Origin of the sequence: Lachnospira eligens (assembly GCF_009680455.1) — a bacterium.
GTDB lineage: Bacteria > Bacillota > Clostridia > Lachnospirales > Lachnospiraceae > Lachnospira > Lachnospira eligens_A.
Map to the genome: position 1 here is coordinate 71,523 of NZ_WKRD01000011.1, position 11,457 is coordinate 82,979.

Sequence of the window (11,457 nt, forward strand, 5' to 3'; positions counted from 1 at the left end):
AAACGTACCTATCCTCTGATTCCTAATTCTTTTGCAATTCTCTTTACTTGCAATATGAAACTATCTCTTTTTCGTTCGTCTGTCATTTCTTTTGTTGTAGTCACCGACCATCTATAAATCTGTTCTATACTGCCATATCCCCTTTTAAATAACCTAGCATATTTCACACAATTTTCTTTTGTAGGTGCGTCAGATAAAATAATTTTCAGTTCTTCATCTGTCCATTTACTACCTTTATTGGAAGTATCACGCTTTTCTTCATTATCCTTTTCATAATCCACTAATAAATTATGCACAAGTATCATTTTATCGTCATATGACATTCCATCCACAACATTATTCAATGCCTCAAACAATGTTTCCTTAAATTCTTTTCGTTTCATTTCGTATCCTCACTAATAATATTTTTCAATCTTATTTAGCAATCCGTCAAAATCCATCTCCTGCACTTCAAAGAATTCATCTGTTTCTAAGCCTGTATTCAATACATTTTGATACAGATAAAAATCGTATATTACAGGTTCATTCTTATGCCCAATTAAATTGTCTCTTATTGAACCAGTCTTTGCAATTAAACATAAATATTGGTATGCCCGATCAATATACTGAGTATTATTATTCGGATGCGCATAAGTAAAATGTTGCGTAGGAGTTAATGCAATCAGATTTTCTAAATAATCTGCAATCTGTGGATATTCATTGGCAGGAAAAATATGATGCATCTGAGTTGCCGGATCATCTATGTGTCGCTCATCATACACTTCCGTTTTACTATTACGATATACATCATTAAATCTACGAAGATTTCTCTTGGCTCTGTTTATACGATATGTGGTCATATAGTCTTCATCTGGTTTTGGCAATGTAACTTCATAATCTACTCTAGTCATATCTTTAGGCTTCTCCGATAATATATCCCGCCAATTTCTCTGGTTATACATAATTTTATCTTGAGTAATAATATCTTTTGAAATATGACCTCTTTCAGTTCCACACTTTTTGTATTTACATGCTAAGGGATTTAACACTTTTGTAAAAATACGCCCACATTCCGTTGCACCATTAATAGGTGTATTTTGTATAGTAAACGATGTATATGAATCTTTTAATTCTTTGAAACTATTCTTATCTTGTAAACGAAAAAAATACTCAAACATTCTATAAATTCCACTATCTCTAAGCACTTTTTCAATATAAAGACAAAGAAAATTATAGCAGTTTCGTTCTCTAAAGCTTATATATTCTAATAAATCCTGATTGACTATAGAATAAACATACCCATGTCCATTTTTCTCTCCATGAATTATTCCAGCAGCATCTAATAATTTTATCGGCTGACCAAAATACTTATCATATTCATTGGATGCCTTTTCTGTTGGATTTGGCTTGCTAAATATCTGTTGTACATTATCTACTGTATAATCATTGTACCAAATATCATTTACAGTAAAGCTTTTTCTGTTTCTACCACTTGTATATTCAACAATACAGTCTGATACCAGACACACAACGTCCATTGTGCATTTTTGATCTATCCAACGACCATTATGTGTCTTTCTAATATCATAATCATGTTCATCTAAAAACTCTTGTATAGTTGCATTATCCATTACAGCACTCCTTTAGTACACCATAGAAAAAAACACTTGTCGCATCTACATTTAAAGAACGTGTCTGGTAATTTCTCGCTATTTGATAAAATTTTCTATATTCATCAGACGAAAAATATTCCATCTGTTTCTCTGTTAAATGAATATCCTCTTTTGGAATTAACACAGCTACAGAACCATTTACAACAACATTCTTTGTATTACGCATTACTCTTGGTTTATATGTCATATTAGGTGTTAAATATACATTTTGATTACCAACATACTTATAAGCACTCAAAGCCTCCACTGTTTCCTTTTTAATATAAGAATCATATCCTGGTATATCAACTATTTCTTTTCCATCATCACTTATATTTCTTGACTTAATAACTCTTAGGCAATCAGCTTTTTTCTCCTGTGTTGTATTAGAATTTGTTATTTGACGATCTCTAAACACAGTAAACTTATCAAATTCAAGCCTTTGAGAGATATTATCAAAGAATTTATCTCTATAAATAATCCAATACGGATATTTCATATCTGTAATATATTTTTGTTTTTGTATTACAGACTGCTTCAATGTCAATGATTCTACTTTGGTTTCATTTGGTATTCCAACAGTATCAATAAACATACATATTGTCTCAACCAATACCCCTTTAAACCCATTTTCTCCGTAATCCTGAATACAATCTATCTTCTTATGTGAAAGAATTTCCCTTGTATCACTAAATTCTGGTGTGTTTAAAATCGCCTTTGGCATTATCATCGATACATAATCGGAAATAGCTAATGCTTTCTCTAAGAAAAACTCAAATGTATTGGTTGTATTCTTATTTATATTATTCTCCAAATACTTTTTTGCATCCTTTGCTTTCAGTTTTGAAAATGGTGGATTCCCTACAACCAAATCATATCTCTTCTTGAAATCGTACAATAATGTATCTGTGTTAATATAATTTATATTTACATTAGATGGCATCTTTTTCTTCTGCAACAATAACTGAAGAATCTGTAAATTCTTTTTATCAATATCAGCCACATCAATATTAACTCTTTTTACATTCTCATATTTTTTAAATAGAAATGGCAAAAAATTTCCCACTCCAACAGATGGTTCAAGTATGTTAATTTCCTCCTTTTCAAATTCAGGAAGTTGCTTATATATTTCATTCACTATGAACTTGTTTGTGTAATATGCAGCATTGTTCTCTCTTTTAGAATTTGTCAATTCAGCTATTCTAGCCAAAGAGGCACTTCCTAAATTAAGCGGATTGTTTACAATAAAATCAATTAAATTATCAGGACTATCCAACTGGTAATCTTCAATTGTTTTGTTAATCATAGAGTTATCAAAATGCTCCTGCTCCATAAAACCTCTGATATTACATGCAATTTGGAAAAAGATTTCTGTAGGTACAGCCTCTCCTATGCTTTGTCTTATCTTTATCTCTTCTTTTTTTAAAAGAGCTCTTTTATTCTTTTCTGGTAAAGCATTCAATTCCTCTAAAGTCTTATCAATCCACTTAAATTCCGGTGGAATTGTCATAATTTTCATAAGTTCACGAATTGAAAATACTCTGTCTTCTTCTGGATGTACAGTATTTTGACTTGCCAATTGGTCATTTCTTGTATGAATACAAGGTGCAACCTTATCCCAATATTGACGAGTATATTTATCTCCATTTTTTTGTTTATTAGGTACTACTACCCCGTCAACAATCTTATGTGGACGTTTCAATTCATCTTCATTATCAAATGCACTTTGTCCTTGCTTCAAATCATGAATCCAACAACGCATTTCTTCTGGATATGTTCTAAATGAGTGATAAAAATCTGTTGGGCAAATTTCACCCCACTCCAATTTAGGCATATCGCCTATTACATCTCTAAGAGTTCTCTCTTCTACATATGTTGGATACAACTCAATAGGTGCAACATATTCTGCTATATCCTTACTTACACCGATAACAACAGTTCGCGTTCTTGATGAATTTGAACCATAGTTTTTAAAATTAAGAATTCTACTGACAATAATATATTTATCACTCAATTCCTCATAAACCACATCACCTATCGCTTTAACTGTTCCATCAGGCGCTGTACAACCTGTTTTCATAAATGCAGCTACGTTTTCAAAGATAAAAAATCTAGGCGCTACTTTCTGTATTAAATGTACTGACTCAACAACCAAGCTATTACGAACTATTTCATTTTCTGCTTTTTTATGATTTGCAACAGACATTCCCTGACAAGGGGGTGTTGCAATTAAAACATCCACCCTGTCATTTCCAAGCTCTTTCCATCTGTCTATTTCTTTAAATATTTTATTTTTTGTCTCATCTGTAGTTATATCATCGCAAATATATCCTGATTCAAATCTACACTTATTATTATATTTTTGAACGTTTAATCTTCTTTCTATCAGCTCATTCGTAGCTATACACTCAAATCCAGCTTTTTTAAATCCAAAACACCCAACTCCAGCACAACTAAAAAGACTTATATATGTTAATGTTTTATCCTTTAGCATACCAATACACCTCGTTTACTATGATTGTTTTTTCTTGCATCTTCAGGCTTTTCTGCATCACATGGTATAAGCCATGTTTTTCCCTTTTTCACAACGCCATCTATTCGACCTTGCTCGCATAAAATTGCTATCCGTCTCGAGGTAATTCCCCATTTTTTTGACATTTCTATGGTAGTTAAATAGTTCATTGTATTCCTCCAATCATATATTCTATTATATTCACTTATCTGAATAATTACAAGTTTTTTTTGCCAAACATCTGTTCTTTTTATATCTTCCATATGGAAATCATCTGCCTTTTAATACCCTGTTCTTTTCTATAGGTTCTTCTCTATGCTTATCAGCATTTCTAATAACACTCTCATCATAAACCCTCTGAAACTCCTCATAAAGCCCATCTCCATCCAGCTTTATCTCCAACCGTTTCATTACGTCCGAAAACAGTCTTATACTTCCACTCACATCTGCAATATCAAATCCAAATACATCAACCTTAGCAGAATCGTCGACATTCTCATAACCACCAAGCTCTGATATTCTCCTAACAATCCAGCCAGCTTTATCCACAGGTTCAGTTTCTCTAATTTCCACAAATTCATTTTTATCTGTTACATCAGTTATACTTTCGCCCACTCCTGCCACATTCATGTCAGACGAATTATGAATCTCTGGTATTCCTATTCCATCTAAATCAGTCTGTTGTTTTCTCGCACTATCAGATTGCTCTTTCAGTCTGCTTATTTCATTCTGATTATTGTTAGGATTCATCACCTCAACATTTTTATCAGGCTCAACGACTGTTGCCGTTGCTTTCTCAACCGCAGTATCCTCTTCCATCCCCGGTATCTCAACATCCCTGTCAGCAACAATCTCCTCCTTCCCCGACACCGCATAATAAGCCGTATACAAATCTTCTTTTATAATGTCATCAGCAAGCTGTATCTGCCTCTTAATTTTCCTTTTCTCCTGCTTCAGTTCGTCCAGTTCTTCCTGCACTTCCACATGCCATATCTGATATTCCCGGTACTGCTCTTCATTCTTTATACTGCGTTTCCGACTAGAGCTTTCTCTGTATATCTCATGCTGTCTGTCCTCAATCTGCTGAATCTTTTCTTCCTGCTCATTTATGAAATCCACAAGATCCACAACACTTTTGATGTCATTATTTACAATCAGCAGATATTCGTCCTGTAACTGATGAAACCGCTTCAAATCCTCTGTATACTTTGCTCCACCAACTGCAAAACGCTTCTGCTCTACAATCCTTAATCTGTATAGCTTTGCATAAAACTTCTTCTGGAATGGTGACAGCTTCGCCCTGTGCAATCCTCTTATATCAGACGAATAAAAGTAAGGCTTTGCCATCCAAGGCATATCCACATGATGCCGTAACATATCCTCTGAAAACATCTCGTCCAGCTTTGCCAGTTTATGATAATATCGAAATCCTGGTGCCTGCACTTCCATCCACGCATCTTTCTTGAATACATATCCAAGTCTTTTCATCAGATATTTAAAATGCTCCACATTTCCGGCTGCATATGCACACATCTTGGCATCACGAAGAATTATTTCTTTCATGGACATTTCCTTTTCCCACTTGTCCCTGCTGATATTCTTTGGATTCTTGCTGTACTCTGCCGGCATTATGGAAAGTCCAAGTTCATCACAATATTTATTTGTGATAGGCTGGAGATGATTCTTCCAGTTGCTTTTCGGTGAATTGTATTTCTTGCCGGTTGTCATGCTGACACTGTTCCAGATAAGATGTCCATGCATATGCTCTCTGTCTGTGTGGACTGCATACACAGCCTCATAATCATCACCAAGCACATCCTTCGCAAAGTGCTCCAGCACATACATTGCCTGCTCTGCCGTCACTTTTTCTTCCGGTGAAAATGATATGATCACATGATACCCCTGCCTTTTACCCGTCTTATGAAAAATGTTCTTTGTCTCTTCCATCTGCTCAAATGCTGTATCCGGCAGGCAGTTAATACCGCCCACCAGTACACATTCTTCTGTCTTATCCGGATTCTGAATATATTCCAAAGCATTCTTCAGGTGCGATGCCGGATTTCTGCCTTCCGATTCCATGATATTCAGGATCTTTGTAATCGCCATATTTCCAGCACCTCCCCAAATGTTTTCTTTACATCATCCAGACCGCTCTGCAGTTTATCAATATCGCTGTAATATAACTTTCCCTGTGAATTGCCAAGCTTTACTGCCTGATTAATATTATTTGCAATACCGGCAATAACACGGATTGCTCTTGCCCTTTCCTCAGGATAACTTGTATCTATATTGCCACCTGTCCGTATTAATTCTCTTATATAAGCACTTGCTGTCATTCCTGTCCGTTTAAGTGCCGCTTTTAGAATATCCATATCTTTTTCCGACAGCTTCACAGAAACCTTATAATCTTTCCTGTCAGACTTGTATCTTCTCTTTCCACCTGCCATACGTTTTTCCCTTTCATAGTTTTCTAATGTCGTATAAAACCAATCTTTTTTTATCTGTACCATTGCTTTTTCATCCTTTCTAAAAGTTCTGCTTATAGGTTTTGCAAGATGCGGAAAAGGTCGGACCTTTTCCCGAAAAAATATAAACGCATCAGCGTTTACATAATTTTTCGTCTTGGCAGGAGCACCTGCACCCTGTATATGATATGTAGTGGTTAATGTACCACCACGATTACTGATATGGTGATTGAAGTTCCACTTGATTTAAAAGTGGTGGCGCTTTTTGCCATCACTTTACTGTTTTAGTGGCGTTTTCCGCCACCACTTTTCCATTTTGACGGCACTTTCCGCCACCATAACTTTTTTCTCGCTTATCTGAGTGGTGGCGCTTTTTGCCGTCACTTTGCTGTTTTGACGGCGCTTTTTGCCCCCACTTTTCCATTTTGACGGCACTTTTTGCCGTCACACTTTTTCGGCTCTGATTTGTGCGGGGGCGCTTTCTGCCCCCACTTTGTGGTTTTGGGGGCGCTTTCTGCCCCCATTTGCACGTTTTGGGGGCGCTTTTTGCCCCCACTCGCTGGATTCACCTATTCAGTTGTCTCTTTCACCATTACATCTGCATCCAACATCACATTTTCTGCTATCTCAGCACCATCTTCCGACAATTCATTTGTTTCAGGCGGTATATCCACTTCATCCTGTTCACTTATCACAGAATCCCCAACTGCCGCTTCATAATCCATTTCTTCTACAACCTTGCTTCGGTTACGCTGTGGCTCATAATCCGGATTGTAATAATCTTCGTAACCATAGATTTTCTGTTCAAAGTACTTCCTTGGACATTTGCCCCGCATGGTGAAATAACCTTTTGCCTCAAGCTCTGCATTATATTCCTTTATAATTGCATATGCCTTTGTCATCCCGATACCAAGCATCTGGCTTATCTCACCTGCATCTATGAATGCTTCCTTTATACCCTTCATGCAGCTCCTCCTTTCATAAATTGTTATTTTAAATACGTGTTTTTACAAAACAGCTATCCTGTTCTTCACTTAATCCGTATCTCTAATTCGTGTTTATTTTAATATCCTTTTCAAAATTTGTCAATAGAACTTTTTATAATTACGCACTTGAAATTCGTTTTTATTTATGATAAAGTAATCGTACAATCATAAACAAGTCACTTACTGATACGTATTTCATTTAATATCAACCCAATACGTATCTTTACAACGGACTATTTTATATAAAGGAAGGTGAACCACATGGCTTACATTATGGACATTCCGTCTCCACAGGAGATTGGAAAGAACATCCAGAAGCACCGCAGGGCTCAAAAGATAACACAGAAGGAATTTGCAAAAAGACTTGGTAAATCAGAACGCACCATTCAGAAGTATGAATCCGGTGAGATTATCATGAAGCTGGATGTAGTAAAGGAAGTTGCTAATGAGCTGAACATTCCATTTCAGGAGCTTTTATATCCGGCAGGAATTGATAATGCTGCAAAAGAACCAATAAAACAGTCAACATCATATGAATTCCACACTATGTCAGATGTAATCAATGTTCTCTTTGCCATAACTGAACTTACTGATTTTTCATTTGAGCTGACCAACACCAAACCTCCTGAAAGTCCTGAATGGACTGCCGGGATTAAGGTTAATGGCAAAGGCAATGGAAAATATGATGCAGACTTCTGTCTCTTTATGGAAAACTGGATAACAAAGAAGAATATGCTTCAGACAGGAAAAATTTCAAAAGAAAAGTTTGATTCATGGAAATCAGATATGTTGGCATATTATAAGGATTCCAGACTGGATAATGAAGCCGATTAAAAAACTGAATAATTGCAGGCTTACACCTTTAGTAAAGAAAAAGCTCCGGCATACTCCTTCTCGCAAAAGGAATAACCGAAGCTATGTAAGTGATTGACCCGAAGGCTTTATAATCACCCTGAACAAGTAGATTATATCATAGCCTTTTGATGATTGCACAACAATTTTACAAAAAGGAGATGATATTCATGCCAGCTTACAAAGATGAAAAAACTGGTAAATGGTTCGCCAAGTTCTATTATACGAACTGGCAGGGAATCAAAAAACAGAAGTGGAAAAGAGGCTTTGCCACCAAAAAGGAAGCCTTAGGATTTGAAAGGGATTTTCTGGAAAAGCAGTCTGCCAATCCTGACATGACATTTCAAAACCTTTATGAAATTTATATGGAGGATATGGCTGCAAGACTTAAGCAGTCAACTCTTCTGACAAAAAAGGCGGTACTACAGACGCATATTCTTCCATTCTTCGGTAGCAAGCCGATAAATGAAATCAAAGCCTCAGATGTACGAAGATGGCAGGCGAAGCTTATGAGTTCGCCTAATAATTACTCCCAGACCTATCTGAAAAAGATTAACACGGAGCTTAACAGCATCATCAATTACGCCAAGCGTTTCTATGACCTTAACACCAATCCCTGCGGCAAGGCAGGCACCATTGGAAAAGCAAAGGCTGAGGAAATGGATTACTGGACTTACGATGAATATATTGCTTTCCGTGAGGGTGTAAAAGACAAGTCGCTATCGTATATATGCTTTGAAGTCCTGTACTGGACTGGTATGCGAGAAGGTGAACTGCTTGCTCTATCACCTGCTGATATTGACCTTGATAACAAGACAATATCCATCAACAGAACATATCAGCGGATAGAAGGAAAAGATGTATTTACATCACCTAAGACAAGAAAAAGTAAGCGAAAGATTCCGATTCCGGATTTTCTCTGCCAGGAGCTATCAGATTATATCCAGTCAAGGTATATGCTTGACGCAGATGAAAGGCTGTTCCCGGTAACAAAATCATATCTCTCACACGAGATGATAAGAGGTTGCAAAAACACAGGTGTAAAGAAGATACGAATCCACGATATCAGGCATTCGCACGCCAGCTTACTTATTAATCAGGGCTGTGATGCGCTGATGTTAGCAGACAGGCTCGGACACGAGAAAGTATCCACAACACTTAACACATACTCTCATCTGTTTCCACATAAACAGCAGGAGCTTGTGCATAGTCTGGAATCATTGCAGGCGACAGATTCGCCAACACCTGAACCACCATCTGATAACCCTCTGCTTGAAGCAGCAGGTATAACATGTGAAGTGCCGCAGACTCAGGACAACGGCTCAGATGTAACAATCCGACCTCAGTTCGGTCCTGCGTTAGTACCACCAAATACCGTATCAGGGAAAATCATCCAGATGCCACAAAGAAAGATCATATAGAAGAAATCCAGCAGTCATCAGGGTTTCTTGCTATTAAAGTTAATGACAACCAACTGAAAACGATAGAAAAAGAGTAGTTGCTATTAGTAGCAAATTAGTAGCAGAGCAAAAGAAAAAGTCTCGGAATCCGCTTGTTTAGCGGGTTCCAAGACTTGTGGCTCTTATTCAAACTCGCAAATAAAATCTTGTCACTATACTTTTTAGTATTGGTATTATGGTTCTATTTGGTTTTATATGTGTTCAACTGTCCTAAATCCATAGGCTGTACTGAACAGTGTTATCAAATTGTTATCACATCTCTGTTATCAATCAAAGATTCTCGTAATATCCTGATATCGGTTAACTACACGATAAATCTCTACATATTCATTACCAATCTTGTAGATAATTACATAATCTTCCCATATCGCATATTTATAATCTGTCCGAAAGCTGACCCGTTTGGATAAATCCGACCCCATTCCCGGAAACATCTGAAGATTTTCAAATTTACCATAAATCTCTTTTATCGTCTTTGCAGCATATTCTTCATTATCCTCAGCAATGTAATCTCGGATATTTTTCAAATCCTTTGCAACAATCGGATTGATCCGCAATTTTAACATCTTATTCCCCCACAAGTGCTTTTAATTCATCCAAATCCAGCCAGCCTTCTCCGTCTTTCACTGCTTCTTCGGCTTCCTGCAGCTTCATCAGAAGCTTTTTCTCTGCCCGGTCACGCTCATAATCTTCAATATCCATGACAACGAAACGTCCTCTGCCATTCTTGGTCAGATATACTGGTTCTCCTTTGTGACAGTTCTTCAGGACTTCGTTATAATTTCTCAAATCAGATACTGGTAAAATATTTGCCATATTCTTTCAGCTCCTTCCTTTGATTTCAAATTGTTTCTTCTACTTCTATTATACACAAAAAGCTGTAAAATTCAACGTGAATTTTTACAGCTTCTTTTATTATAACCAGCTTCAATTTTATTCTATAAATCGGAATTTGTATGGCTCAACTCCTTATCGACCGTCCATAGCTCGTTTATAAAGTAGACCTTCTTTTATAAGTAACAACAGAAAAGCCACTGTTACTGCATATGGTTCTCTCGCAATCGCCAGATACAAAACAGTAATAATACTAAGCCCTACAGACAAAAAAGTAATCACCTTTTTTCCCTTTTCAAATTTGAAATTGACCATTAAAATATTCACAATTCCAATAATCGTTAATGCGATAAAAAGACCCCAGTATGTCATACGAATCCAAATTTCATTATCTACATACTCAATAAGACTTACTGAATAGATATATCCATCAACCGGTTTGGAATACAATGGAAGAAAAATAAGCATCAAAGAGAGCAAATCGGTAAATCCAAATAACAAGTCACATAGACCATTGAGATTTGACTTGTTTTCTTTTTCAGCAATCAAAACCAACTGATCTCCGGATAACAGCTCATCAATGGACACAGAGAAATATCTGGATATTTCCTTTAATGAATCTATGCTCGGATATCCTCTTCCCGTCTCCCTTAATTAAAGATATTGTTGGGTAAAAAAGAAAGGTCAGTCGATTTTGCCGATGAAGCGGTAGTAGAT

At 36.4% G+C, this 11,457-nt stretch carries 12 protein-coding genes and 1 pseudogene; 2 read left to right on the plus strand and 11 right to left on the minus strand.

Annotated features, from left to right (window positions below; translation table 11 throughout):
- Positions 1 to 8: 8 nt before the first annotated feature.
- The 8 genes from GKE48_RS13175 to GKE48_RS13210 form a co-directional block, all read right to left on the minus strand.
- Positions 9 to 383 carry a hypothetical protein gene (locus tag GKE48_RS13175; protein WP_154301292.1) on the minus strand — a complete coding sequence of 125 codons (375 nt, stop codon included), beginning with the start codon at positions 381 to 383 and terminating at the stop codon, positions 9 to 11.
- Between the two features lie 12 nt (positions 384 to 395).
- On the minus strand, positions 396 to 1,610 hold the full coding sequence (locus GKE48_RS13180; RefSeq protein WP_154301293.1) for a restriction endonuclease: 1,215 nt from the start codon (positions 1,608 to 1,610) through the stop codon (positions 396 to 398).
- Positions 1,603 to 4,125 carry a DNA cytosine methyltransferase gene (locus GKE48_RS13185; RefSeq protein ID WP_117804157.1) on the minus strand — a complete coding sequence of 841 codons (2,523 nt, stop codon included), beginning with the start codon at positions 4,123 to 4,125 and terminating at the stop codon, positions 1,603 to 1,605. The genes GKE48_RS13180 and GKE48_RS13185 overlap by 8 nt, the downstream gene beginning before the upstream one ends.
- Positions 4,119 to 4,406 carry a DNA-binding protein gene (locus GKE48_RS13190; RefSeq protein WP_330411335.1) on the minus strand — a complete coding sequence of 96 codons (288 nt, stop codon included), beginning with the start codon at positions 4,404 to 4,406 and terminating at the stop codon, positions 4,119 to 4,121. The genes GKE48_RS13185 and GKE48_RS13190 overlap by 7 nt, the downstream gene beginning before the upstream one ends.
- A gap of 7 nt (positions 4,407 to 4,413) precedes the next feature.
- Positions 4,414 to 6,249 (minus strand): relaxase/mobilization nuclease domain-containing protein, encoded by a 1,836-nt coding sequence (locus tag GKE48_RS13195; RefSeq protein ID WP_154301294.1) that lies wholly within the window; start codon positions 6,247 to 6,249, stop codon positions 4,414 to 4,416.
- Complete coding sequence (locus tag GKE48_RS13200) at positions 6,228 to 6,653, minus strand: plasmid mobilization protein (protein ID WP_243138510.1); 426 nt, start codon at positions 6,651 to 6,653, stop codon at positions 6,228 to 6,230. The genes GKE48_RS13195 and GKE48_RS13200 overlap by 22 nt, the downstream gene beginning before the upstream one ends.
- A 226-nt stretch (positions 6,654 to 6,879) precedes the next feature.
- Entirely contained in the window at positions 6,880 to 7,056 is a 177-nt protein-coding gene (locus GKE48_RS13205; RefSeq protein WP_154301295.1) for a hypothetical protein, read from the minus strand.
- Between the two features lie 121 nt (positions 7,057 to 7,177).
- The gene (locus GKE48_RS13210; protein ID WP_118468234.1) at positions 7,178 to 7,573 is read right to left on the minus strand and encodes a hypothetical protein; all 396 of its coding nucleotides are present in this window, start codon (positions 7,571 to 7,573) and stop codon (positions 7,178 to 7,180) included.
- A gap of 282 nt (positions 7,574 to 7,855) precedes the next feature.
- Here GKE48_RS13210 and GKE48_RS13215 point away from each other — a divergent pair, with 282 nt between their 5' ends.
- Together GKE48_RS13215 and GKE48_RS13220 are read left to right on the plus strand one after the other, a co-directional pair.
- Positions 7,856 to 8,428 (plus strand): helix-turn-helix domain-containing protein, encoded by a 573-nt coding sequence (locus GKE48_RS13215; RefSeq protein ID WP_154301296.1) that lies wholly within the window; start codon positions 7,856 to 7,858, stop codon positions 8,426 to 8,428.
- A 188-nt stretch (positions 8,429 to 8,616) separates the two neighbouring features.
- A pseudogene (locus GKE48_RS13220) lies at positions 8,617 to 9,663 on the plus strand (site-specific integrase); the annotation flags it as partial.
- 509 nt (positions 9,664 to 10,172) lie between these two features.
- Here GKE48_RS13220 and GKE48_RS13225 read toward each other — a convergent pair.
- The 3 genes from GKE48_RS13225 to GKE48_RS13235 all read right to left on the minus strand — a co-directional run bounded on the left by GKE48_RS13225 (position 10,173) and on the right by GKE48_RS13235 (position 11,328).
- Positions 10,173 to 10,472: a type II toxin-antitoxin system RelE/ParE family toxin gene (locus tag GKE48_RS13225; RefSeq protein ID WP_055306317.1), complete on the minus strand. Its 300-nt coding sequence runs from the start codon at positions 10,470 to 10,472 to the stop codon at positions 10,173 to 10,175.
- 1 nt (position 10,473) lies between these two features.
- Entirely contained in the window at positions 10,474 to 10,722 is a 249-nt protein-coding gene (locus GKE48_RS13230) for a type II toxin-antitoxin system prevent-host-death family antitoxin (RefSeq protein WP_005333597.1), read from the minus strand.
- Positions 10,723 to 10,875: 153 nt separating this feature from the next.
- Entirely contained in the window at positions 10,876 to 11,328 is a 453-nt protein-coding gene (locus GKE48_RS13235; RefSeq protein WP_243138511.1) for an XRE family transcriptional regulator, read from the minus strand.
- Positions 11,329 to 11,457: the final 129 nt, after the last annotated feature.

Coding starts and splice junctions, on each gene's coding strand:
- GKE48_RS13175 (WP_154301292.1), bottom strand. CDS start 383: ATGAAACGAAAAGAATTTAAGGAAACATTGTTTGAGGCATTGAATAAT.
- GKE48_RS13180 (WP_154301293.1), bottom strand. CDS start 1,610: ATGGATAATGCAACTATACAAGAGTTTTTAGATGAACATGATTATGAT.
- GKE48_RS13185 (WP_117804157.1), bottom strand. CDS start 4,125: ATGCTAAAGGATAAAACATTAACATATATAAGTCTTTTTAGTTGTGCT.
- GKE48_RS13190 (WP_330411335.1), bottom strand. CDS start 4,406: ATGGAAGATATAAAAAGAACAGATGTTTGGCAAAAAAAACTTGTAATT.
- GKE48_RS13195 (WP_154301294.1), bottom strand. CDS start 6,249: ATGGCGATTACAAAGATCCTGAATATCATGGAATCGGAAGGCAGAAAT.
- GKE48_RS13200 (WP_243138510.1), bottom strand. CDS start 6,653: ATGGTACAGATAAAAAAAGATTGGTTTTATACGACATTAGAAAACTAT.
- GKE48_RS13210 (WP_118468234.1), bottom strand. CDS start 7,573: ATGAAGGGTATAAAGGAAGCATTCATAGATGCAGGTGAGATAAGCCAG.
- GKE48_RS13215 (WP_154301296.1), top strand. CDS start 7,856: ATGGCTTACATTATGGACATTCCGTCTCCACAGGAGATTGGAAAGAAC.
- GKE48_RS13225 (WP_055306317.1), bottom strand. CDS start 10,472: ATGTTAAAATTGCGGATCAATCCGATTGTTGCAAAGGATTTGAAAAAT.
- GKE48_RS13230 (WP_005333597.1), bottom strand. CDS start 10,722: ATGGCAAATATTTTACCAGTATCTGATTTGAGAAATTATAACGAAGTC.